This window comes from Microbacterium sp. M3 (genome assembly GCF_033548675.1).
Taxonomy (GTDB): Bacteria; Actinomycetota; Actinomycetes; order Actinomycetales; family Microbacteriaceae; genus Microbacterium; species Microbacterium arthrosphaerae.
In genome coordinates this window covers 122,108-145,457 of the sequence record NZ_JAWTZT010000005.1, presented here as the reverse complement: position 1 = coordinate 145,457, position 23,350 = coordinate 122,108, and the positions used below count along the sequence as shown (strand labels likewise).

At 71.2% G+C, this 23,350-nt stretch carries 21 protein-coding genes; 9 read left to right on the top strand and 12 right to left on the bottom strand.

The window, feature by feature from the left end; all coding sequences use genetic code 11:
• Positions 1 to 72: 72 nt before the first annotated feature.
• Positions 73 to 558, top strand: coding sequence for a heat shock protein transcriptional repressor HspR (locus tag R8Z57_RS15175; RefSeq protein ID WP_318354622.1), 486 nt, complete (start codon positions 73 to 75; stop codon positions 556 to 558).
• A 73-nt stretch (positions 559 to 631) separates the two neighbouring features.
• Here the strand turns inward: R8Z57_RS15175 and R8Z57_RS15170 are convergent, their stop codons facing one another.
• Both R8Z57_RS15170 and R8Z57_RS15165 read right to left on the bottom strand, forming a co-directional pair.
• The gene (locus R8Z57_RS15170) at positions 632 to 2,254 is read right to left on the bottom strand and encodes an amidohydrolase (RefSeq protein ID WP_318354621.1); all 1,623 of its coding nucleotides are present in this window, start codon (positions 2,252 to 2,254) and stop codon (positions 632 to 634) included.
• Positions 2,251 to 3,543: an MFS transporter gene (locus R8Z57_RS15165; RefSeq protein ID WP_318354620.1), complete on the bottom strand. Its 1,293-nt coding sequence runs from the start codon at positions 3,541 to 3,543 to the stop codon at positions 2,251 to 2,253. The genes R8Z57_RS15170 and R8Z57_RS15165 overlap by 4 nt, the downstream gene beginning before the upstream one ends.
• Before the next feature lie 168 nt (positions 3,544 to 3,711).
• Between R8Z57_RS15165 and R8Z57_RS15160 the strand changes: the two genes are divergently transcribed.
• A complete protein-coding gene (locus R8Z57_RS15160) occupies positions 3,712 to 4,323 on the top strand; it encodes a TetR/AcrR family transcriptional regulator (RefSeq protein WP_318354619.1) in 612 nt (203 codons plus the stop codon).
• Positions 4,324 to 4,342: 19 nt separating this feature from the next.
• Here the strand turns inward: R8Z57_RS15160 and R8Z57_RS15155 are convergent, their stop codons facing one another.
• The gene (locus R8Z57_RS15155; protein WP_318354618.1) at positions 4,343 to 5,728 is read right to left on the bottom strand and encodes a DUF2252 domain-containing protein; all 1,386 of its coding nucleotides are present in this window, start codon (positions 5,726 to 5,728) and stop codon (positions 4,343 to 4,345) included.
• A 154-nt stretch (positions 5,729 to 5,882) separates the two neighbouring features.
• Positions 5,883 to 9,215 carry a DUF5979 domain-containing protein gene (locus tag R8Z57_RS15150; RefSeq protein ID WP_318354617.1) on the bottom strand — a complete coding sequence of 1,111 codons (3,333 nt, stop codon included), beginning with the start codon at positions 9,213 to 9,215 and terminating at the stop codon, positions 5,883 to 5,885.
• Between the two features lie 257 nt (positions 9,216 to 9,472).
• Here R8Z57_RS15150 and R8Z57_RS15145 point away from each other — a divergent pair, with 257 nt between their 5' ends.
• The 3 genes from R8Z57_RS15145 to R8Z57_RS15135 all read left to right on the top strand — a co-directional run bounded on the left by R8Z57_RS15145 (position 9,473) and on the right by R8Z57_RS15135 (position 12,586).
• Positions 9,473 to 10,558: an AI-2E family transporter gene (locus R8Z57_RS15145; protein WP_318354616.1), complete on the top strand. Its 1,086-nt coding sequence runs from the start codon at positions 9,473 to 9,475 to the stop codon at positions 10,556 to 10,558.
• A 65-nt stretch (positions 10,559 to 10,623) separates the two neighbouring features.
• Complete coding sequence (locus R8Z57_RS15140; RefSeq protein ID WP_318354615.1) at positions 10,624 to 11,718, top strand: DUF998 domain-containing protein; 1,095 nt, start codon at positions 10,624 to 10,626, stop codon at positions 11,716 to 11,718.
• 67 nt (positions 11,719 to 11,785) lie between these two features.
• Positions 11,786 to 12,586: a potassium channel family protein gene (locus tag R8Z57_RS15135; protein WP_318354614.1), complete on the top strand. Its 801-nt coding sequence runs from the start codon at positions 11,786 to 11,788 to the stop codon at positions 12,584 to 12,586.
• Positions 12,587 to 12,812: 226 nt separating this feature from the next.
• Here the strand turns inward: R8Z57_RS15135 and R8Z57_RS15130 are convergent, their stop codons facing one another.
• From R8Z57_RS15130 to R8Z57_RS15120, 3 genes are read right to left on the bottom strand one after another with little or no spacing between them, the layout of a single operon-like run.
• Positions 12,813 to 13,169 carry an SHOCT domain-containing protein gene (locus R8Z57_RS15130; protein ID WP_318354613.1) on the bottom strand — a complete coding sequence of 119 codons (357 nt, stop codon included), beginning with the start codon at positions 13,167 to 13,169 and terminating at the stop codon, positions 12,813 to 12,815.
• Positions 13,170 to 13,180: 11 nt separating this feature from the next.
• The gene (locus R8Z57_RS15125; RefSeq protein ID WP_318354612.1) at positions 13,181 to 13,597 is read right to left on the bottom strand and encodes a DUF6325 family protein; all 417 of its coding nucleotides are present in this window, start codon (positions 13,595 to 13,597) and stop codon (positions 13,181 to 13,183) included.
• 24 nt (positions 13,598 to 13,621) lie between these two features.
• Positions 13,622 to 14,011, bottom strand: coding sequence for an SHOCT domain-containing protein (locus R8Z57_RS15120; protein ID WP_318354611.1), 390 nt, complete (start codon positions 14,009 to 14,011; stop codon positions 13,622 to 13,624).
• A gap of 167 nt (positions 14,012 to 14,178) precedes the next feature.
• Between R8Z57_RS15120 and R8Z57_RS15115 the strand changes: the two genes are divergently transcribed.
• Positions 14,179 to 15,318, top strand: a complete 1,140-nt coding sequence (locus tag R8Z57_RS15115) for an AI-2E family transporter (protein WP_318354610.1) — start codon at positions 14,179 to 14,181, stop codon at positions 15,316 to 15,318.
• Between the two features lie 139 nt (positions 15,319 to 15,457).
• On the opposite strand, the gene R8Z57_RS15110 is transcribed toward R8Z57_RS15115, so the two are convergent.
• The 4 genes from R8Z57_RS15110 to R8Z57_RS15095 all read right to left on the bottom strand — a co-directional run bounded on the left by R8Z57_RS15110 (position 15,458) and on the right by R8Z57_RS15095 (position 20,514).
• Positions 15,458 to 16,447, bottom strand: coding sequence for a hypothetical protein (locus R8Z57_RS15110; protein ID WP_318354609.1), 990 nt, complete (start codon positions 16,445 to 16,447; stop codon positions 15,458 to 15,460).
• A 693-nt stretch (positions 16,448 to 17,140) separates the two neighbouring features.
• Positions 17,141 to 18,616 (bottom strand): cardiolipin synthase, encoded by a 1,476-nt coding sequence (gene cls / locus R8Z57_RS15105; RefSeq protein ID WP_318354608.1) that lies wholly within the window; start codon positions 18,614 to 18,616, stop codon positions 17,141 to 17,143.
• Positions 18,617 to 18,790: 174 nt separating this feature from the next.
• Complete coding sequence (locus R8Z57_RS15100; protein ID WP_318354607.1) at positions 18,791 to 19,705, bottom strand: formylglycine-generating enzyme family protein; 915 nt, start codon at positions 19,703 to 19,705, stop codon at positions 18,791 to 18,793.
• Between the two features lie 137 nt (positions 19,706 to 19,842).
• Entirely contained in the window at positions 19,843 to 20,514 is a 672-nt protein-coding gene (locus R8Z57_RS15095; RefSeq protein ID WP_318354606.1) for a GAP family protein, read from the bottom strand.
• 177 nt (positions 20,515 to 20,691) lie between these two features.
• Here R8Z57_RS15095 and R8Z57_RS15090 point away from each other — a divergent pair, with 177 nt between their 5' ends.
• The gene (locus R8Z57_RS15090) at positions 20,692 to 21,147 is read left to right on the top strand and encodes a DUF6325 family protein (protein ID WP_318354605.1); all 456 of its coding nucleotides are present in this window, start codon (positions 20,692 to 20,694) and stop codon (positions 21,145 to 21,147) included.
• A gap of 2 nt (positions 21,148 to 21,149) precedes the next feature.
• The gene (locus tag R8Z57_RS15085) at positions 21,150 to 21,302 is read left to right on the top strand and encodes a hypothetical protein (RefSeq protein ID WP_318354604.1); all 153 of its coding nucleotides are present in this window, start codon (positions 21,150 to 21,152) and stop codon (positions 21,300 to 21,302) included.
• Between the two features lie 56 nt (positions 21,303 to 21,358).
• Here R8Z57_RS15085 and R8Z57_RS15080 read toward each other — a convergent pair whose 3' ends face one another.
• Complete coding sequence (locus R8Z57_RS15080) at positions 21,359 to 22,009, bottom strand: hypothetical protein (protein ID WP_318354603.1); 651 nt, start codon at positions 22,007 to 22,009, stop codon at positions 21,359 to 21,361.
• Between the two features lie 126 nt (positions 22,010 to 22,135).
• Between R8Z57_RS15080 and R8Z57_RS15075 the strand changes: the two genes are divergently transcribed.
• Positions 22,136 to 23,350, top strand: coding sequence for a glycosyltransferase (locus R8Z57_RS15075; protein ID WP_318354602.1), 1,215 nt, complete (start codon positions 22,136 to 22,138; stop codon positions 23,348 to 23,350).

The window sequence follows — 23,350 nt, the reverse complement described above, 5'->3', positions numbered from 1 at the left end:
GTCCCGCTCGGTCCTCGCTCGCCCAGCGACCGGTTCATGGCCGCTCGAAGACCGGGAACGGAGGTGACCGACATGGCAGAACAGCACGAGATCGACGCGGATGCCCCGATCTTCGCGATCGCCGTCGCTGCCGAGCTGTCGGGCATGCACCCGCAGACCCTCCGCCAGTACGACCGGCTGGGGCTCGTCGTGCCCGCCCGCACGCAGGGCGGATCGCGGCGCTACTCGCTGCGCCACGTCGAGCAGCTGCGCGAGGTCGCCCGCATGTCGTCGGACGGCATCGGGCTGCCCGCGATCATGCGCATCCTCGAGCTCGAGAACCGGGTGCAGGAGCTGCACGGGCGCGTCCGCGACCTCGAGGAGCGCATGCGCGCCGAGATGGAGAGGCGCCCCGGCGCCCGCGTCTTCGCCGCGGGCTCGACCGGCGCCGTGGTGACCTTGCGGCACGGCACGCGCGTGCGGCGCGCGACCGAGGTCGTGGTGTGGCGCCCGCGCACGCCGATCGACCGGCCGTCCGGCGGCGACGCGTCCGAGGCGCCCACCGGCCCCGACGCCTGAGTCCCTCACGAGTTCCGCCGAGCGCGGCGGTCGCCGCCGCGACACCCCGCGGCGGCGGCGCCGCCCCGCCGGGTCAGAGGTCGCCGGTGTCGTGCGCCACCTCGCCGTCGACGACGGTGCGCACCACCCGCGCCGTGAGCAGCGACTCGGGGCCCGCGGTGAACGGGTCGACGTCGACGATCGCGAAGTCGGCGGCCATGCCCGCCTGGAGCCGGCCGCGCGTCGCGCCGTCGCCGACGGAGGCCGCGGCATCTCTTGTCGCGTGGGCCAGCGCCTGGGCGAGCGGCAGTGCGAAGTGCGGATGGCGGGGAGCGAAGGCGTCGTCGAGCGCCGACCGGCGGGTCGCGGCGATGTACATGTTCGGCAGGGCCTCGTGCGGCGCGGTCGGCGCGTCGGTCGAGAAGGCCAGCAGCGCTCCCGCGGCGACGTACTCCGGCCACGCGAAAGCGCGGTCGACACGCTCGTCGCCGAGCATCGCCGCCCAGTTTTCGAAGATGGCGGGGTCGGCGTGCACCGGCTGCATCGAGGCGGTGACGCCGAGCCGGGCCATGCGCTCGGCCGTGCCGGGCGCCGCGTACTCGAGGTGCTCGATGCGATGGCGGCGGTCGCGCGGGCCGTTCACCGCCGCCGCGTGCTCGAGGGCGTCGAGGGCGATGTCGCTCGCAAGATCGCCGATCGCGTGCAGCGCGACCTGCAGGCCCGCGGCGTCTGCGGCCGCGACGACCGGCTTCAGCGCGTCGAGCGACCAGATGGGCTCGGCGTTCGAGCCGTCGGAGTACGGATGCCGCATCGCGGCCGTGCACGCATCGATGACGCCGTCCACGACGAGCTTGATGCCGACCACCCGCAGCCACGGCGAATCCAGCCGCTCCGCGAGTTCGGCGGCATGGCGCACCTGCGCGACGTTGGCCGTCTCGTCGCCGGTGTTCTCGATGAGCCAGTGGGCGGCGACGCGGACGGGAAGAGCGCCGTCGCGCCGCCCCACCGCGCGCTGGAAGGCGGCGAGACCCCGCTCGTCGAATGCCATGTCGACGACACCGGTGACACCGGTGGCGGCGTAGGCGGCGAGCGTGCGCTCGACCGCCGCGTCGCGGTCGGCGTCGCTGGTGGCCTCGGCGAGGAACGCCCACGCGTGCGCGACGGCCGCGGTCTCGTACAGCATGCCGTCCGGCTCGCCGTCGGCATCGCGTCCGATGCGGCCCCCGAGAGGGTCGGGGGTGTCGCGCGTGATGCCGAGCTCGGCCAGGGCAGCCCTGTTCACCCAGCAGGAGTGGTAGTCGTTGGCGTCGAGGTAGACCGGCACGTCGGCCACGGCGGCGTCGATCATGGCCGCCGTCGGAGCACCCGGCACCGAGTCGAAGAGCCAGCCGCGACCGAGCACGCGGAGGGCATTGGGCTGGGCCTCACGAGCGGATCGCAGCCGCGCCTGGATCTCGTCGAGGGTGCGGGCATCGGTGAGCGGGACCCGCCCGAGCGCCTCGCCCATCATGACGAGGTGCGTGTGGGCGTCGGTGAAGCCGGGCAGCAGCAGGCGCCCCTCGAGGTCGACGGTCACGGCATCCGGTCCGGCGGCCGCGGCGGCGCGTGCCGCGTCGCCGGCGAACGTCACCGAACCGCCGTCGACGACGAGGGCGTCGGCCCATGGCTCGTCGGAGGCCGTGAAGATGCGGCCTCCGGTGTACATCGTGGTGGTCATGCGGAGATCCCCTCGGTGTCGGTGGCACGAACATCGGCGGCACGGGCCTCGACGTCGGCGTCGGCTGCGGCATCCTTCTCGACCCTCGTCGAGATCGCCGCGACGATGGCCGCCGGGATCGCGAGCACGAAGCTCGAGACTCCCAGCACCACCACGAAGCCCTGGTAGCCGAACACCTCGACCAGAGCGGCGCCGATGACGGGGGTGAGCGCCGAGCCGACCAGGTAGACGGCCAGGAGCGGTCCCGACCAGCGGCCGTCGGCGTCGAGCGCGGCCGAGGTCGAGACGAAGTACATGAAGGCGACGGCGTAGATGGTGTTCCACACGATGAACAGCACGATGAACGTCGTCTGGTCGGCGGCGAAGCTGAGCGCGATCTTGAGCGCTCCGCCCGCGACGAGCAGCACGACGAGCGGCACCGCGCGGCCGAGGCGGTTGCCGACGACCATCAGCAGCAGCGACCCGACCAGCCCGCCCGCGGTCGCGCCGCTCAGCGCGATGCCCAGGCCCTCCGGCGTCAGCCCGGCCCGCTCGGCGCCCATGACGCCCGCCATCGCCCACAGCGAGTCCTCGCTCACGGCCCACAGGGCGAAGGTCACCAGCAGTGCGAAGCCGGCGATCGTCACCGTGCGCGATCCCGCGCGGGCCGGAACGCGCCGGACGGCGCCGGTCTCGGGGATGGTGAGCGGCATCGCCTCGGCCACCGCGGCGCCGGCCTGCGGCTCGATGACCGGGGCCACCGGCATCCATCCGACCGCCACCAGGCCGATGAGGCAGAAGAGCGCCAGCGCGCCGAAGACGTCGATCGGGGCGAGACCGATGAGCGGCACCACGGCGAGCACGATCGTGATGACGCCGCGGTTGGCGAGACCGTTGAACCCTGCCACCCGGTCGGGGTTGCGGAAGGCGGCCAGGGCGGACCCTGCGGCCGCGACCGCCCCGCCCGCGCCGATGCCGCCGATCAGCAGCCCGGCGATCGCGACGCCGGCGACGGGAACGAGCCCGGCGAGCAGGAAGCCGGCGAGCCCGGCCGCGAGTCCGACGCGGGCGACCAGGCGGCGGTGCCGTCCCGCGCAGAGCGGGGCCGTCGCGAGGCCGGTGACGGCGGTGGCCAGCAGCGTGGCGGTGACGATCCAGCTGGCGGTGAGCACGTCCGTGCCGAAGCCGGTCTGCAGGGCGGTGATCATGTACGGCGAGAGGTTCACGCCGAGGTAGCCGGCGATGCCGATGGCGAAGGTCGCGGCGGCGGCCGGGAACCGCAGGGGCACGCGAGCAGTGAGGTCGTTCATGCGGGTTCTTCCTGTCGTTTGGTGCACGACGGTGTGCGGGGAACCGGCCGGCGCGGCCGATTAAACGAACGGTATTCGTTTATTGTTGCACCCAGATGACGCTCTTGGGAAGCGCTGATTTCGCCGCTTCCCGCCGCGTCTAGGCTGACCGAGGAGAGAAGGAGTCGGATGCCGCGCCCCCGCGTGAACCTGCTGTCAGTCGATCTCATCGCCGACGCGGCGATCGAGCTCGCCGATTCCGGAGCGACTTTCGGCGTCAACGCGCTCGCCCGCCGGCTGAACGTGACGCCGTCGTCGTTGTACAACCATGTCGACGGCAAGGACGCGATCGTCGAGCTCATGCGCTCGCGCCTCGGCGAGCGCTACCTTCCCGAACCGGTGACGGGGGAGTGGGACGACATCGTCGTCGGCATCGTCCGCGGGCTCCGCCGCCTCTATGCCGACCACCCGCTCATCGTTCCGCTCCTGGTGGGCAAGACGATCACCGATCCCGGCGTGATCGCGAGCTACGACCGGCTCGCCACCGCGCTCGCGGCCGCCGGCGTGCCCGACGACGAGGTGCTCGCCGTCGTCGCCATCGTCGACGCGTACGCGATCGGCTTCGGGCTCGACCTCACCTCGCCTGACGAGATCTGGCAGCCCGGCGTGCCGACGGTCACGCTCGGACGACTGATCGCGGATGCCTCCACCGGCCCCGAGCGCAGCGACGCCGCCTTCGAGATCGGCCTCGAGATGCTCCTCACCTCGCTGCGACTGCGGATCGGGCAGCGCCGGCGGTGACGCGCCGGCCGCCGCGACGTCAGGCGGCCGTCGGGGCGTCCTGGTGCGCGGCGACGAAGGCGTCGTAGTCCGCCTTCGACAGTGCCGCGTACGCGTAGGCCCACTCGAGGATCGCCTCGCCGACGACGCGCCCGTTGCCGATGTAGCCCGCGACCGTCGCCGCCTGCGGCGACTGCGAGTGGGCGCGCGCGAGGGTCGCCGCGCACGCCTGTGCGTACGCGCCGAACGGAGCGTCCTCGATGCTCTCGGCCTCCACCGACCCCTTCATGTCGTGGAACTGCCGCACGTAGAAGTCACCGGCCGGGGCCTGGAGGTGACCGAGGAACGGGTCCGACACCGCCTGCAGGATGCGCTGCAGAGCGACCACCCGGCCGCCGTGGCCGTGCTTGCCGATGTACGACACCGCCTGGTCGGGCTGCTCGATGCCGCCGTACTCGACCAGCACGCTCTCGCCGGCCTGCTTGGCCTGCAGCAGCAGCGGATGGCCGTCGCCGTCCTGCAGCAGTACGAGCGCGCATACGGTCCCCACGCTGCCGACCCCCACGACCCGCCGGGCGAGATCCGAGACGGTGTAGTGGTTGAGCAGCACGCGGATGTCGATGTTGGCAGAGTCGGCGTACCTGCTCAGGTTCTCGTTGATCCGTCCCTGGGTCTCGGCGTCGACGTGCACCATCATGGGCGGCCGCTCGATGAAGGCCATGCGTCCGTCGGCGAGTGTCTCGGTCAGACGACGGGTTGCGCGCTCGGCCGTGCGCTTCTCGGCGTCGTGCATCGCCGCGCGCAGCACGTCGCGCGTCTGCTTGTCGGCCGCGTCGGCGAAGGCGGTCACGTCGAAGTGCTCGAAGAACCGCAGCAGCGGGCTGCGCCCGGCGTTGGCGTCCATCGCCCGCGCGTACGTGCGCACCGCGGCGAGGGCCGCGTCTTCGATGACGCGGTCGTCGCGCGAGGTCGCCTGCCCGCCGATGACGATGCTCGCGACCAGCCGCTTGACGTCCCACTCCCACGGCGCCCACGCCGCCTCGTCGAAGTCGTTGAGGTCGAACACGAGCGTGCGCTGCGGCGACGCGTAGAAGCCGAAGTTCGCAATGTGCGCGTCACCGCAGGACGGCACGAGGATGCCGCTGTGCGGGTCGTTCGCGAGATCCGCCGCCTGCAGGGCCGCCGTGCCGCGGTAGAACGCGAACGGGCTCGCCGACATGCGCTCGATCCGCAGCGGAACGAGCTCGGGCACCCGTGTGGCGTTCTGCCTGTCGAGGATGCCGAGCGGGTCGCGCGCACCCCCGTTCAGCCGTGAGAGGTTGCTGCGCGGCGTGCGCTGCCGCGCCGCGCGCCCCTCCGCCAGTCGATCTGCCACACTCGCCGGCGGCGTCCACGTCGCCGGCGCCGCCCCCACGGATTCGCTCATGCGCTCATTGTGGCCCTGCTCCGTGCGCTCGCAAAGGACTCGCGGCAGCCGCGTTCGCGCGAAAGCCCGCGGTGAAAGATCCCGTGACGAACGAAGCGGATGCCGCAACCACCGCGGACGGTGGCGACGGCATCCGCTCGCCAGAGAGGCCGGGTCAGACCGCGCGGGTGCGCCGCACCACCAGCCACACGCCGAGCGCGATCAGTGCGAGCGCGGTCGCGGGGACGAGGGGCGAGACCGCACCGCCGCCGGTGGCCGGCAGGTTGCCGCCGCCTCCGCCTCCGCCGGGGGCGTTCGCGGTGTTGGTGACGGTGAACGAGATCTCCTCGTCCTCGCCCTCGCGCAGCTGCGCCACGGCGCGGCCGTCCGGGGCGATGAACAGCGGCTCGCCGTTCGCGGTCCACGTGATCGGGCCCCACACCACACCGGGCACGGCGGGCAGCTGCTCCTCGGCGAGCGCGATCGTACCCACCGGGATGTACGGCGAGTACGCGGTCTGGCCGATCCGCACCTCGAGCGGGGTCTGCGGCTCGTCGAGCTGCCACCAGTCGACGACGAACACGGTGTCGGCTGGCACGGCGCTCGCCGCGGGGCCGGTGAGCGCCTTGGTGACCGAGAACCGCGTCAGCTGCACGACGGAGTTGGTCACCGTGAGTTCAGCTGTGGCGCCGGCGCCGATGGTGAGGAAGTTGCCCGGCGTCCAGCTGATGCCCGCCCAGTCGAAGTCGTCGGGCAGGTCCGCCTCGTCCAGAGGCGCCTCGTCGACACGCACGATCGTCCCGGCGGGGAACTGCACCGGCTGGCTCTGGGCGTCGCGGGGCCCGGCGGGCGTGCCGTCGGCGGGCAGCTCGAAGCTGCCGACGCGGACGACCCCGTTCGGCTGGAGGGCCGTGTAGTCGATAGTGAACGAGTCGATGAGCAGGTCGCCGGAGTCGATGCCGTCGAGCGCCTTCACGATCTCGAACGTGCCCGTCGCCAGCGTCGCGGAGTTCGTGATCGTGCCGTTCACCGACGCCGCCGCGTCGGTGCCGATGATCAGCGGATCGGGTGAGATGGCCGGCTCTCCCCAGACCAGCCACGGCAGGCTGGGGGCGGTGAGCTCGTCGTAGGTCACCTCGGTCCCGAACGGGAACTGACGGGGGTTCCCGTCGTCGCCGACCGGGCCGACGGGCGTGCCGTCGGCAGGGAGACGCAGCGTTCCGGTGGTCACGTCGCCGGACGGCGTCGTGGCGGTCCAGCCGGCGGTGAATCGGGCGCCCTCCGGGATGTGCTCGCCCGTGACGGTCTCGAAGTCCTTGGTGAGCGTGAAGGTGCCCTGTCGCAGGCCGTTGCGGACCTCGATCGCGACGTCGCCGCCGGCCTCACCGAGGGGAACCTCGACGATCCGGTCGAAGCCGCCGGTGGGAAGCTCCCGGGTGACCCCGTCGACGGTGACGACGAAGACGGGCTCGGCCCACCACTCGGCGGGGGTCGGCTGCCCGTTCACCGTCGGCACCTGCTCCGCGAGCGCGAGGACGTCGGCGTCGGTCTGGATGTCGGTGAGCTCGATCGGCGTCCCGACGGGGAGCGTCACGGGCTCGCTGCGGGTGCCCGGCGGGTCGATGTTGTAGGTCACGGTGTACCCGTAGGCCGGGTCGGCGGCCTCGCCGGCGGCAGACTTCACGATCGTGACGTGCCGCTCGTCGGCGGCCGGGGCGATGGTGTTGGTGAGCGTGATCGTCGCCGTGACGGAGTCCTCGATCACGAAGGTGCTGCCGGGGTTCCAGCCGGCCCCGGCCCACTCCCAGCCGGGCGGCAGCACGATGTCGCTCGCGTCTTCGGTGAGCTCGATGACGGTGCCGACCGGGAACGGGCCGCCGTCCGGAGCCGCCGCCGTGCCGTCCAGGGCCACCTGCATGATCCCGCTGTCGAGGAGCTGGCCGGCGAGGGTCGCGGTCCAGGTGACGGGGATCGTCTGGGGGTCGATCGCGGGCGGGGCGGAGCCGTCCGTGGTCTCCACGTCCTTGACGACCACGAACGTGCCCGTGAGCGCCGTCGCGCTGTTGGTCACCACGACGTCGGCCGTGCCCTCGCCGATGACGATCGACGGCGGCGTGATGGTCACGGAGTCCCACGTGTAGCCGGGGACGCTCGCCGGCTGCACCTCGTCGAAGACGATCTCCGTGCCGAGCGGGAACTGCGTGCCGGCGTCCACCCAGGCTCCCGTCGCGGGGATCTCGAGCGTGCCCGTCGTGACGACCCCGTCGGGGTCGGTCGCCGTGTAGTTGACGGTGAACGTGAAGCCGGCAGGCAGGTCGCCCGGCTCGATGCCGTCGAGCTGCTTGCGCACGCGGAAGGTGCCGCTGTCGGCGTCGCACGAGATCGTGCCGGCGAAGAGGTAGTTGTGCACCTCGCCGCCTCGCACCGTCACGTTCTCGCCGATGATCTGTCCGTCCAGCGGGGCCGCGTCGACGGTCACGTCGGCGTTCGGCGCGTAGATCGACCCGTCGATGCGACCGGAACCCGCCGTCACGGTGACCGCCCCGGTCACCTCGGAGAGGTCCCAGAGGATGTAGGGCGAGAACACGCCCTGCGGATCGATGCGCGCCCCGGTGACGGCGGTCGTGCCGGCGTCGACCCGGATGACGAGCGGGTTGTTCGCACCGGGCGTGGGGCCCGAGGCGAACTGGATGAGGGAGGCGCCGGCGATGTCGGCGTACCGCACCACGTTGGGCTGGTCGGCGCTGAGACCCGAGAGCACGACGCGGTCGCCGAAGTCCTCGACGTCGACGGGGTTGCCGGTGCCGGTCGTGAGGTCGTACAGGCCGTCGAGGCACGAGTCGGCCTGCTCGTACGACGCCTCGGCGCTGGCCTCGACGTAGCCCGCGACGGCGTCCGCCGACGAGTCGGCCGTGTAGATGCTGCCGTTGCCGGCCGCACCCGTGGGCGGCTCGGCATCCTCCGGGAAGTCCTGCGCCGTGGCGTCGATGAGCGGCGTCGCGTCGGGCGAGGTGGCGCCCTCGAGGTTGAGCCGCAGCCACTGCGCCCGCTCGAACGGCACCCACGGGCCGTCGCGCTCGACCATCTTGAGCTCGCCGAGGAGCGCCGGGTTGCTGGTGCCCGCGCTGGTGATGGCGAGGATTCCGGTGCTGTCGGTGCCGTAGCTCCCCACGAGGAAGCGGGTGGGATCGCCATCGACCGTGGGCAGCGTGTACGCGCCGGTGCCGGCAGCGACGTGGATGAGCGAGAGCGTGCCGCTCGAGCCCTGCGCGGTGGCCGTGCCCCCGACGGCGATCGATCCCTCGACCTCCTGGTTCTGCAGCAGGGCGTCCTCGCGGGCGTAGATCGTGTACCCGCCGTTCATGGCGAACGGATTGAAGGTCTCTGGATACGCCGCGTGCGCGGGAGCCGGCGCGAGGGAATCGATCGCGACCGCTCCCGTCGCGGCGAGCGCCGCCGCGGTGATGCCGGCGAGCCAGCGCTGCAGTCGTGTACGGCCGGACTTCATCGCATAACCCCCCGGGATCGAGATCATCCCGGTGCCCCCGCCCCCGGACGTGAGACCGACCCTATCGGACACGTGTGAACCCCAGCCACTCCGATCGGCCCCGCCCGGGCCGCGCTGAGCGGGTGAGCATCGGTGCCCGGCCGACCGGACGGTGGAGGCGTCGACGCGGTGGTCTCGCCGCGGTACGTGCTGGGCGCGCCGGATCGGCGCGGCGCCGCATCCACGGCAGCGGCGGTGGTGTCCCCTAGCCTGGCCTCGTGAAGCGCGACGTCTCTCCGCCCCCGCAGCCTCTGATGCCGCCGGGGCTGCGCGTGCTCCTCGTACTGGCGACGACGGTCGTGGCGCTCGCCGGCGTGTACTTCGCCCGCGAGCTCATCGGCCCCCTGGCGCTCGCCGTCGTGCTCGTCGTGATCTGCGAGCCGGTGCGGCGCCCGCTCGAACGGCGCGGCTGGCCGCGCTGGACGGGCACCACCGCCGTGATCGTGGTGGCCTACCTCGTGCTCGCGGGCATGGGCCTGCTGCTGTGGGTGGCCGGGGTGCAGTTCGCCCGGCTCGTCGCCGAGTACCTCGACCAGCTGCGCGGCAGCCTCGACGGCTTCCTCGCCTGGCTGCAGTCCGTCGGCCTGGACGAAGAGGCGACGGATGCCGCGGCCTCCGTTCTCGACCCGCAGGCGATCGTCGGGCTCGTGTCGCGCCTGGGCGGCACGGTCGTCGCGGTGCTGACGGCGCTCTTCTTCGTCGTCTCGTACATCATCTTCATGGCCGCCGACGCGGCCCGCTATCGCGACGCGGAGCGGGTCTTCGGCCCGGCCCGCCGCCCGGTGCTCGGCCGCATCCGGCGCCTGAACACCGGCATCCGTCGCTACTACATCGTCAACGCCTCGTTCGGTGCGGTCGTCGCGATCATCGACGGGCTCGCATTGTGGGCGCTCGGCGTGCCGGCGCCCATCGTGTGGGCGGTGCTGGCCTTCGTGACGAACTTCATCCCGAACATCGGCTTCGTCCTCGGCCTCATCCCGCCGGCGGTGCTCGCCTTCGTGGTCGGCGGCTGGCCGCTGCTGCTCGCGGTGATCGCCATCTACTGCGTCGTCAACGTGGTGCTGCAGGTGCTCGTGCAGCCGAAGTTCGTCAGCGACGCCGTCGACCTGAGCCTCACGCTGAGCTTCTTCTCGGTCATCTTCTGGACGTTCATCATCGGCCCGCTCGGCGCGATCCTGTCGATCCCGCTGACCCTCTTCGTGCGGGCGCTCATCCTCGAGGGCGATCCCGGCGCGGTGTGGCTGCGGTGGCTCTCGGGCGACCGCACCGCGACACCCGCCCGCGAACCCGTCCCCAGAGCCTGAGTCCGCCCCCTCTCCGTCTGCTCCGCCCTCGCCCCTCACCTCGTCACCGCCCGCCGGAGGCTCTCATGACCCAGACCCCGCCCGACGTCGCTCCCGCCGCGTCGCCGACCCGCCGCGAGCGCACCGCGGCACGGCTCCTCGACACCTCCAGCGAGCGCTCGCTCGAGTCGCTCGCGCTGGGCGTCGGCGCGATCTCCTTCGCCGTCGTCGCGCTGGTCGCCCTGGTGGCGTTCCGATTCCAGTCCGCCCCGATCTCGGGGCCCGATTCGGTGGGGCAGTTCGCGGCGATCGCCTCGGGTGTGGTCGCGCTGCTGGCGGTCATCGCGGGCCGGTTCGTCATGCGCGAGCGCGGCGACCACGCGCGGCTCGGCATCCTGGACTATCTCGATGTCGCCGCCCTCGCCTTCGCGCACGCGGTGATCGCGGTGCTCGGCTGGACGCTCCTCGCGGTGATCCTCGAGCAGGCGTTCATCGGTGCGGAGGTCTTCGCGCTGCCGGTGCTGATCCTGTCGGGCGCGGCGGCGGCCATGACCGGCTACGTCGCGTTCTACTCGGCGACGCACATGGACCTGCAGCTGCTGGCCGCGGTGCTCGCGCTCTTCCTCGTGATCGGCGTGCTGTCGAGCATGCTCACCGCAAGCGACCCGAACTGGTGGAAAGACAACCTCAGCGCGCTGGGCATGTCGTCGAACGTGTCGGCGTTCGCGTTCAACATCACGATCATCGTGGCGGGGTTCCTCGTCACCACGCTGGCGCGGTACTCCACGCGCGGCATCCCCACCGGCAACCCGAAGGGCATCGGCCGGGTGCGCGTGTGCCTGATCGTCGTGGGGGTCTTCCTCGCCCTGGTCGGAGTGTTCCCGGTCGACCGCTTCTTCGCGCTGCACACCGGCGTCGCCTCGGGCATGGTCGTCGCGTTCGGCGTGCTCGTCCTGGGCCTGCACCGCTGGATCACCGGGATGCCGCGGGCCTTCGTCGTGCTGGGCTGGCTGTTCCTCGCGGTCACCCTGCTGCTGGCGGTCTTCTTCTTCATCGGCTACTACACGCTGACCGCGGTCGAGCTGGTGGCCGGCATCCTGGTGTTCACCTGGATCGTGCTCTTCATCCGCAACGCCGCGGCGCTGGAGCAGGACGCCCGGCAGCCGGCATCCGTCGTCTGAGACGTCGTGGCGTGCCCGCGGGCGCGTCAGAACCTGACGGGCAGGGGTGGTGCGGGACAATGCGCCTGTGAATGAGATCACCTGGAAGCGGCATACCGAGGTTCCGCTGATGGTCGCGAGCCTCGCGTACCTCGTCGCGTACTCCTGGCGGGTGATCGCGGATCTCACGGGTCCGGCGCGTGCGGTCGCCACGACGGTCGTCGTAATGACGTGGGCGATGTTCATCGTCGACTACCTGGTGCGGCTGTTCATGGCCGACCGCCGGGGGGCGTGGTTCCGGCACAACCTTCCCGCGCTGGCGTTCGCGCTGGTTCCGGTGCTGCGCCTGGTGCGCCTGCTGCGCTTCGTCACCCGGCTGCCGGGCCTGCGCTCGACCGAGGGCGACCGACTGCGCACCGACATCATGGTCTACGGCGCCGGCGCGGCGATCATCCTCATCTACATCTGCTCGCTCGCGGTGCTGGAGTTCGAACGGCACGCTCCGGATGCGACCATCACCACCTTCGGCATCGCGATCTGGTGGGCCTGCGTGACGGTCACGACGACGGGATTCGGTGATTACACCCCCGTCACCGACGGCGGGCGCCTGGTGGGGGTGGGCCTCATGTTCGGCGGGGTCGCGCTCGCCGGCATCATCACGGCGACACTCGCCTCGCTCGTGGTCGAGCTCGCCACGCGCGGCAACGACGACCGCGAGCCGGCCACCCGCGCGCAGGTGCGCGAGCTGATGGCCAAGGTGGAGGCGCTGACGGCTGCCGCCGCTTCTGCGGACGGGAGGCGGGCGGCACCTGCCGCCGGGGACGCCGCGGGTGCCGCACCTGCCGCCGGGGAGGCGGCGAACGGCGGCGACGACCGGCCCGGGGGCTGAGCCGGCCCGCACGGCGGGCGTTGAGACGCCGCGGTCGGCTATCGCTGAGACGCCGCGCCGGGGCGAGCTGAGACGCCGCGCCGGGGAGAGCGGAGATGCCGCGCCGGGGCGAGCTGAGACGCCACGCCGGGGCGAGCTGAGACGCCGCGCGCGAGAGCTGAGACGCCGCGCACCGACGAGAAAGGCCGCGCCCCGAGGGGCGCGGCCTTCGTCGTGCAAGCGGTCGTCAGGAGAGCAGCTTCGCCTTCGCGGCGGTGAACTCCTCGTCCGACAGGATGCCCTGTGCGTGCAGCTGACCGAGCTGCGAGAGCTTGGCCATCAGGTCGTCTCCGCCGCCGGCCGGGGCCTGCGGGGCTGCCGCCTGCTGGGCCGCGTACTGCTGCGCTGCGGCCTGCTGGGCGGCCTGCTGCATCGCGGCCTGCTGCTGCTGCATCTCGTAGGCCTGGGCCTCCTGCTGCTGGTAGGCCTTCTCCTGCTGGTGGCGCTGAACGCTCCCCGACACGGCCGTCGCGGTGCCCGCGACGACGGCGGTGCGAGCGGCCATGCCGATCAGGCCGGGACGTCCGAATCTTCCGAGTGGCATGTCTTCCTCCTTCAGTCGGCGTTCTCGGCGAGGAACGCGTTGACGATCGGCGCGGGGATGCCCTGGCGGCCGATCACGGCGCCGCCGGCGTCGTACAGCGCGGCGGCGAAGGACTTCGCCCACAGCAGCTCGACGACGAGGATCGCCGCCGACTTGCCGGGTTCGAGGCTCTCGGCGAGGAAGAGGATGTCCTCCTCGCCAGCGAGGCCGGCGAGGTCGAGGGCGGGCGCGCCGTCGTCGATCGTGTCGGACAGCTCGACCACCTCGATCTCGCCCTCCGGCGAGCGTCGCGCGAAGACGAGGTCGAGAAGGTTCACAGTGCCCGAGGCGACGAGGTCGTCGATCGCCTGCAGCACAGCCGGACCGGGACGGTCACCGTCGAAGCCGATCGCGTAGAACTCGATCGGGCCGTAGTCGAAGGTCGTCATGTCTGCTCCTAGCTTCCGCGCGGCTTACGCCGCGAGCGCCTTCGCCTTGAGGGCGTCGTATTCGGCCTGGGTGATCGCGCCCGAGTCGAGCAGCGACTTGGCCTGCGCGATCTGGTCGGCGGCACTGGACGAGCTGCCCACCGTCTGGCGGATGTAGGCGTCCTGAGCGGCCCGCAGCTCCTGCGCCTGGGCGATCGAGCGCTTCTGCATGCCCGAGCCCCGCGCGATCAGGTAGACCAGGGCGGTGAGGAAGGGGACGAAGATCAGGAAGATGATCCACACGGCCTTCCACCAGCCGCTGAGCTCGTGGTCGCGGAACAGGTCCCCGATGATCGAGAAGATCACCATGAGGTAGGCCACGAACACGAAGATCCAGAACATCCACAAGATGAAGTCCCAGAAGCCTCCACCCATTGCACACCAGCTTTCTCGACGGGACGAGCCGTCGGTATCGATGGCGGGTCGGCGATGCCGCCCCGCGTCCTGGTCAAACCGTACTCCCAAACCGCCCCGCGCGACGACGGAAAACGGGCACCGCGTCGTACTGTTCCTCCGGCGTTCAGAGGCTCCATCATGGGGGCATGACCGAGCCCACCTCGCCGCCGCCTTCCGCCGACCCCGCCGCGGTGGACGAGGCCCATCCGGCGGAGCGTCCGCGACGCGCCTGGAACATCCTCGCGGGGCTCGACCATCCCCTCGGCACGGGGTTCCTCGTCACCCTCGGAGTGCTGGGAGCGCTGGTGCTCGGCTCGGCGATCGGGTCGATCTCGACGATCCTCGTGTACATCGTGCTGGCGCTGTTCCTCGCGGTCGGCCTCGACCCCATCGTGCGTCTGCTCGAGCGGCATCGGGTCAAGCGCAGCGCCGGCATCGCGATCGTCTTCTGCGGCTTCGCCCTGGTGATCGTGGCCTTCGTGGTGTTCGTGCTGCCGCCGGTGGTCGCGCAGCTGGTGCAGCTCGTCGAGGCGGTTCCCGAGGCGATCGCCGAGATCCCGCAGTCGGACTGGTTCGCGCAACTGTCGACCGACGCCCAGGTCGCGGTGCTGTCGGGGCTCGATCAGGTCGCCGAATGGATCTCGTCCCCGGCGACCCTCGCAACACTCGGCGGCGGTGTGCTGGCGGTCGGAGTGGGCTTCGTGGCAGCCATCTCGGCGAGCTTCATCGTGATCGCGCTGACGCTGTACTTCCTCGCCTCGCTGGCGGCCGCGAAGCGCGCCTTCTACGACCTCGCCCCCGCGCACAGCCGTCCCCGCCTCGAAGACCTCACCGAGCGCATCACCGGCTCCGTCGGCAGCGCGCTCATCGGCTCGGTCATCCTCTCGTCGATCAACGCCGGCGTCGTCTTCCTGCTGCACCTGCTGATCGGGCTGCCGTTCCCCGCGCTCATGGCCGTGATCGCCTTCGTGATCACGCTCATCCCGCTGTTCGGCTCGGTCATCTTCTGGGTGTTCGCGTCGATCATCGCGCTGTTCTCGAGCCCGACGCAGGCGCTGATCTTCGCGATCGCCTACCTCGTCTACATCCAGCTCGAGTCCTACGTGGTGAGCCCCCGCGTAATGAACAAGGCGATCGAGATCCCCGCCGCGCTCGTGCTCATCGGCGCCCTCGTCGGCGGCGCGCTCATGGGCATCCTCGGCGTGCTGGTCGCGCTCCCCGTGATGGCATCCATCCTCCTGATCATCCGCGAGGTCGTCGTCCCCCGTCAGAACCTCAAGGTCTGACCCCCGTCGCCCCTGGAAGCTGACGGATGCCGCGGCCCGCGGCATCCGTCAGCTCTTCGTCCGCGCCCCCTCCCGCCGGACCTGCCCGGTCCGTCCGCCCCGTCCCTCCCTCGCCGAGACAGGGGATTCCCGCCGAGACCTAGGACGTCGTCCGCGGTTTCGGCGAGCTTCCCTTGGTTGGCGGAGGAAAAGACCTCGGGTTATGGGCCAGGGTGTGCAGCATCAGCGATTGGCGAGGGTGCGCCGGCGCGAGACCAGTGGCGCGCAGCTTCTGATCGAGCGGTTCGAACCGCAGTGTGTCGGCCCAGTCCCAACGCGCGAAGCCGCCTTCGTGCCGTCGCAGGCGGTCCTCGCGCTTCTTCTCGCGCACGAAGTGCGCTCTCATGACTTCGGGATCGTCGGCATCGTACTTTCCGTAGCCGTCCGACTCGCCGACGATGCGCAGGCGCGGCCAGTAGAAGTCCGAGCGATCGGTCTCGCCTTCGTAGGTGAAGATCCGCTGCAGAACGGGCGCGTCGTATCCCAGCCACTCGATGACAGCACGGCTCACCGCCTCACCCACGGACTCCGAGATCGGATCGAAGCGCGCCTGCACCCAGTCCAGCTGCCGGACCCCGCGCCGGTCGGCCTGCGCGCGGCCGCGCTCAGCGACCTCGAGGGTCTCGCCTCGTTTCGCCAGGAGCCGGGCCGCAGCGTCCACGACAGCGAGAGCGAAGGCCGGCGGAAGGACGCGGGCCAGATCGACCGCGGTGTCGGCGAGTGACGTGACCGCGGTGCCCGCGGCATCCATCACCTCCCGTTCGTCCGAATGACCGTGCACGATGACGTCGCCCTCGCACCAGGAGCGGCTGTTGGTGCTCAGCACATGGATGTGGGTCGGCTCGCCGAAGACCGGCAGCCCCTGCAGCACTGCCGCGGACTCGAGGCAGAAGATGGGCGAGTCCCACGTGCGGGCCACCGCGAGTACGCGCATTCGATAGCGCTCCCAAGGGGCGAGACGGTCCCAGAAGTCCTTTCGCACGTACGCACCGGCGCGGATCCGATGCAGTTGCCGGTCGCGATCGAGCCGGACGACTTCAAACGGCTGCTCGCGGCTGAGCAGCAGTGCAGAGCTGAGGCGCGCATTCATCGCCTGAGCATGCCCGCGCCGATGCCTCCGCCGGACCCCGCGGCGGTCGGATGTGGACCGCGCCCCGATCATTCGTCCCTGACCCGGCTGTGGAGGAGAGGCGTCGGTCGCCGCCGCGCCGTCGCGCCGCCGCGCCGCCGCGCCGTCGCGCCGTCGCGCCGTCGAGACCGGGGATTGCCGCCGAGACCTAGGGTGACGCCCCCGGTTTCGGTCGAAACGCCTTGGTTCGGCGGTCGGGCGCCCGCCGGTGGCCCGTCTGCGCTGGCCGAGAGCGCAGACTCGGCGGCGAGGTGGCCACGTGCCGCGGCCGTCGACGCAGGGGATTTCCGCCGAGACATAGGACGTCGCCCCCGGTTTCGGCCGAAACGCCTTGGTTCGGCACTAGGGCGCCCCGGCCTCAGCCGAAACGCCATGGTTCGGCGGTGGGGCCACCGCCGGTGGCCCGAGTGTGCGCTGGGCGAGAGCGCAGACTCGGCGGCGAGGCGGCCACGCACCTCGCCGTCGACGCAGGGGATTCCCGCCGAGACCTAGGGTGACGTCCCCGGCTTCGGCCGAAACGCCATGGTTCGGCGGTCGGGCGCCCCGGTCTCGGCCGAAACGCCATGGCTCGAACGACCAGGCGGCGGCACGCACCCCCGGCCGCCGCAGGACCGGGCGATGACGGATGCCGCGGGCCGCGGCATCCGTCAGCCGTCAGTTGAGCGCCGAGGTGAGCCGCATGAGGCCGTCGAGGAAGGTCGCCTTGGCGGGCTCGCGCTTCCACTCCTCGAGGGTGAGCTCGCGGCCGGCGTCGCGGTAGGCCTGCTCGACCTCGCGCATGCCGGCGACGAAGGACTCGCCGCGCACCATCAGCGAGACCTCGCTGTTGAGGCTGAACGAGCGGATGTCCATGTTGCTCGAGCCGATGACGGCGATGTCGTCGTCGATCGAGAAGTGCTTCGAGTGCAGGATGAACGGCGCCGGGTAGAGGAAGATCCGCACGCCCGCTTCGAGCAGCACCTGGTAGTACGACCGCTGCGCGTGCCACACCATGAACTGGTCGCCGATCTCGGAGACGAACAGCTGCACCTCCAGCCCCCGCTGGCAGGCGCTGGTGATCGCGTAGACCATCGCCTCGTCGGGCACGAAGTAGGGGCTCGTGAGAATGACCTTCTCGGTCGCGCCGTAGATGAGCGACAAGAAGAGGCGCAGGTTGTTCTCGGTGTCGTAGCCCGGCCCGCTCGGCACGACCTGGCACTGCAGCGCGTCGGGCGAGGTCGACACCTCGAGCTGCGCGGGCGGAACCTGGGCGGTCTGCGACAGGTCTTCGCCGGTCTCGATGAGCCAGTCCGAGAGGAAGACGGTGTTGACGGATGCCACGACCGGCCCCGTCAGCCGCGTCATGAGCTCTTGCCACTTCAGGCCGCGCTTGATGTTCTTGGGCGACTCGTAGTCGCGGGCGATGAGGTTCTGCGAGCCCATGAACGCCACACGACCGTCGACCACGACGATCTTGCGGTGGTTGCGCAGGTCGGGGCGCTGGTACTTGCCCTTGAAGGGCTCGACCGGGAGCATCCAGGCCCACTTGACCCCGATGCGGTCGAGCTCGGCGATCATCTGCTTGCTCGCCGAGACCTTCTTGGTCGCGACGTAGTCCGCCAGCAGGCGCACCGTGACGCCGCGCGCGACGGCGCGCTCCATCGCGGAGAAGAATCCGCGCGTCGTGTCGTCCCACCCGACGATGAAGAACTCGATGTGCACGAAGTCGGTCGCCGTGTCGACCTCGGCGGCCATCGCGTCGATCGACTGCTGGTAGTCGGGCAGCAGCGTCGCCTCGTTGCCCGACGACGCCGGCAGCGCGGTGAGCGTCTGGTTCTGCTGCACCACGCGCTGGAACCACCGCGGCCACGAGGCATCCGTCTCGCCCAGCGCCCCGTCGGCCACCCGGCTGCGGATGATCTCGTCGATGCGGGCCTGCTCGGCCCGGCGCTTGGGCGGCAGGCGGAAGCTGCCGATCACGAGGTACAGCACCACGCCGACGCCGGGGAGGATCACGATGAGGAGGATCCACGCCATGGCGGCCGTGGGCTTGCGTCCTCGGGGGATCACGATGAGCGCGGTGATGACGATCGCGGCGTGCACGAGCACGGCCAGCAACCAGGACAGATTGGCGAGGAAGACGGAGCCCACGGGGTAAGTGTGGCACCGCGACCCGCCCGTGCGCGTCGTTCAGGACGCGTGATTCCACGGCGCGTCTGGCCGGCAACGCGTCGGCGGCCCCGCGCTTGCGGGCGGTCCGGGGCGTTGCGTCTCGCTCGTTCCTCGCTCGCTCAACGACCGGAGCCGCCCGCCGGCTGAATGGGGTCAGGCGTCCGAGGCGCAGCGGAAGCCGATGTGCGACATGCCGGTGTCCTCCGCCTGGGGCGAGCGGGCGGCCGGCCGGAAGCGGAGGCAGTACTCGGGCGAGCACAGGTGCGAACCACCCTTGAGCACGCGGCGCGGGATCGACGGGAAGCCCTCCTGCGCGCTCGCCGCGGCCAGCAGGTTCGCGCGCTTGCCGGCGTCGACGGGCTTGTCCGACAGGCGCAGGTGGCGCGGCGTGTAGTAGTCGGTCGTCCACTCCCACACGTTCCCGGTCATGTCGTAGAGGCCGTAGCCGTTGGCGGCGTACGAGCCCACGGGTGCGGCATCCCCGACGCCTTGGTTGTCGTACGGGAACCGCCCGAGCCACGAGTTGGCCTGCGCGGCACCCCCCGGATACGGCTCGTCACCCCACGCGAACCGCGCGCCGTCGAGCCCCCCGCGCGCCGCGAACTCGTGCTCGGCCTCCGTCGGCAGGCGCAGGCCCGCCCACTGCGCGTACGCGGTGGCGTCTTCGAAGGCGATGTGGACGACCGGATGCCGCAGCCGCTCGTCGATCGACGACTCCGGTCCGAACGGCCGGCGCCAGTACGCCCCGGGCTGCCAGCGCCACCAGTTGCGCCAGTCGCCCAGGTCGACGGGTCCGGACGTGGGCGTGAACACCATCGACCCGGGCACCAGATCGGCCGGGTCGGCGCCGTCGAACGCGGCCGGGTCGAGCTCGCGCTCGGCCACCGTCACGTACCCCGTTTCGTCGACGAACGCGGCGTACTGCGCGTTCGTGACGGCGTGCCGGTCGATGCGGAAGGGCGCCACCTCGCGCTCGTGCACGGGCCGCTCGTCGGGGTAGAACTCGTCCGATCCCATGCGGAACACGCCGCCGTCGAGCAGCACCTGGTCGTGGTTCGCCGAAGTCACCGCTCCACCGTAGCCCGCACCTCCCGCGGGTGCTCGCGGCGTTTCGTCTCGCTTCGCTCGCTCAACGACCGGTGGGTCGGCGTCCCGCGGGCGCGGCGTTTCGTCTCGCTGCGGTCGCTCGATGACCGGGGCGCGGGTCAAAAGGCGGCGATGCCCTTGCCGATGAGGTTCACCCCGATCACGAGCAGCAGCACCGCCATGATGACCGCATTCTCCTTGGCCAGCCAGACGCGCAGCGCATCGAGCGGCCCACGCAGCTTCTCGGCGGCGATGAGGTACCCGACGACGGGGACGAGGACGGTGGATGCCGCGATCACGGTGAACACCGCGATCACCACCACGATCGACCCGGCATCGAGACCCGCCGACCCGATTTCGACGCCGGCGCCGGCGGCGAGGAGGAGGTTCTTCGGGTTGACGGCGGAGAGGAGGAAGCCGAGGCCCAGCGCCATAGGGAATCCGACCTTGTCGATCGCCGCCATCCACTTCGGCATCGTGGGCTCTTCGCCCCGCTTGGGGCGGCCCCGCCACTGACGCAGAGCGACCAGGAGCAGCAGCACACCGAGCACGATCCGCACGATGCCCTGCACCGGGTGGCCGCCGTCGTCGTCGCTCTGCGGCAGCACCGACGACAGCAGCGTGAACACCGTCACGGCCACGATGATGCCGACGACCCAGCCGAGCAGGAACCCGACGCTCGTCACCTTGGCGCGCGGCGACAGCAGCATCAGGATCGCGGCGATGACCGGGATGGGGCTGATCGCCACACCCAGTGCCAGGGGAAGGATGTCTCCGATGACTGCGCCCATGCGAGAAGGCCTCCTGATGTCGTCGTGGGGTGTCGGCCTGCTCACCGTATCGGCCGTCGGCGGAGCACCCGCGTTCCGATCGCCGGTTCACGCGATACGCATGACGTCGTCGGACCGCATCACCGGTTGCATAGACCGTGGCGCCGCCCGAGGGGCGCCCCGCGAGAGGGAGCAGACATGAGTGAAGCAGGCCTGGAGGGCAGCGTGGACGAGGAACTGGGTCCGATCGACTACATCGTGGTCGAGTTCCCGGCCGGAGAGAGCCGGCTGACCGGCGAGGCGGCGGCGGAGCTGCTCGCCCTCGTCTCCGAGGGCACGATCCGCGTGCTCGACCTGATGTTCGTCCACAAGGGCGAGGACGGGTCGATCGACGTCGACGAGCTCGAAGACATCGATGACCTGGGCGACCTCGGCGTCATCGAGGCCACGCTCGCCGAGGTGCTCGCCGAGCAGGACCTTATCGACATCGCCGCGGCGATGGAACCCGGCAGCAGCGCAGCCGTGCTGGTGTGGGAGAACACCTGGGCGGCGCCGTTCGCGGTGGCCGTCCGGCGCAACGGCGGTCAGCTCGTGGCGTCGGGCCGCATCCCGACGCAGGCGCTGATCGCATCCATGACGAACGAAGGAGAGTGACGATGCCCATCGGAATCGGACGAGTGGGACGGGTCGGCATGATCGGTCGCCCGGTCGCGCGCACGGCAGCGGTCGTCGGCACGGCGAAGGTGGTCTCGAACGGCGTCGACCGCCGTCAGGACCGTCGGCAGGACCGGCGCGAGCGCCGCTTCTGAGTCGAGCGACAGGCGGGGGCGGGCGCGTGGCATCCGCCCCCTTTCCTGTGCGCCGGCTACTTCGGGTCGAGTCGCAGCACGCCGGGTGACTCGCCGACCTCGAGGTCGTCGACGAGGCGCAGCGTGCGGGCGAGGTCGTCGACGCTGCCGATGACGGTGCCGAATCGGCCGCGGTCGGAGCACACCGCCGTGATGGTGACGAAGTGGGTGCCGGTGTCCCACGTATAGGTCGCGAACGGCGGGGTGCGCGGGTCGGCGGGCAGCGACATCTCGAGCTTCTCGCCGACGCCGAGGTAGGCGCTGCGGAACGACTCGGTGTCGTCGTACTCCATCGGCATCATCGCCCGCGCGGCGCGGAGGTCGTTCGTCGCCTGCTGCACCTGGGCCATCACGACGACGAGCTCGGCATCGGCCTTCCACACCCAGACGAGGACGCGCCCGGCTGCCTTGCGCATGAGGAACGGCGCGGCCTGGCTCATGGCCCAGGCGGCGAAGCCGTTCCCCGGGCGGGCGGCGCCACGACCGGGACCCGACGCGGCGCCGGCGTCGACGGCGGGGGCGCCGGTTGCGACGCCGCCGAGGGCGGAACCGGCCTGGGTCAGCAGCATCCGGATCGCCGCCTTGCGGTGACGGCGTCCGCGGAAGCCGAGCGATTCGGTCACGGGCACCCAGAGATTCGGGTCGGCGTCGGCCTGCAGGCGGGGCATGCCCCCAGGGTAGGGCGCGCACCTGGCGCGTTCCTGGGCGGGCCGCGAGAGCCCTCGGGTACAGTGGATGCCGCGCGGCGCCCAGCCGCTGCACCGCGCCCGCCGCACAGACAGGCCCCTGACTCCGTGACCGATCCTGCGACGCCCGACGCCACCGCTGCCGACGCCGCTCCCCGCCCGCTCAAGATCCTGATCGGCGCCGACACGTTCCTGCCCCACGTCAACGGCGCCGCCCGGTTTGCCGAGCGCCTGGCGGCCGGCCTCGTCGTGCGCGGCCACGAGGTGCACGTGATGGCTCCGAGCAAGACGCACCGCGAGCACGGCACGTTCACCGAGGTCATCGAGGGCCAGCCCATGACCATGCACCGCCTGCCGTCGTGGCGGTGGTATCCGCACGACTGGCTCACGTTCGTGATGCCGTTCCGCTCGAAGCACTACGCCCGCCGGGTGCTCGACGAGGTGCAGCCCGACGTCGTGCACATCCAGTCCCACATCGTGATCGGCCGCGGTCTCACGCGCGAGGCCCGCAAGCGCGGCATCCCCGTCGTCGCGACCAATCACGTGATGGCCGAGAACGTGCTCGACTTCACGGTGCTCCCCGCGGCGATGACGCGATACGCCGTAAAGCTCGCCTGGGAGGACGCGGAGCGCACCTTCAAGATGACGCGCGCCGTCACCACCCCCACCCGCAAGGCCGCGGAGTTCCTCGAGCGCACGATCGACATCGAAGGCGTCATCCCGGTCAGCTGCGGCATCGACGCCTCCAACTACACCGCAGACCTCACGCCCCGTGACGCGCACCGCCTGGTGTTCGTGGGCCGCCTCACGACCGAGAAGCAGATCGACGTCATCCTGCGCGCGATCGCCAAGCTCGATCCCGAGCTCGACGTGCGGTTCGACATCGTCGGCAGCGGCGACCAGCGCCGCAACCTCGAGCACCTCACCTCCGAACTCGCCCTCACCGACCGCGTGCACTTCCACGGGCACACCACCGACGAGGAGCTGCGGTCGTTCCTCAGCAACGCCACCGCCTTCGTCATCGCCTCGATCGCCGAGCTGCAGTCGATCGCGACCATGGAGGCGATGGCCTCGGGCCTGCCGATCGTCGCCGCCGACGCCGTCGCGCTGCCGCACCTGGTGCACGACGGCGAGAACGGCTACCTCTTCCGCCCCGGCGACGTCGACGATCTCGCCGAGAAGCTCACCACCGTGCTGACCCAGTCGCCCGAGGAGCGGCTGCGCATGCAGCAGGCGTCGCTCGAGGGCGTCAAGGTCCACGACATGCGGCGCACCCTCGACACGTTCGAGGCGCTGTACCGCGACGAGCCGCTGCCCGAGTAG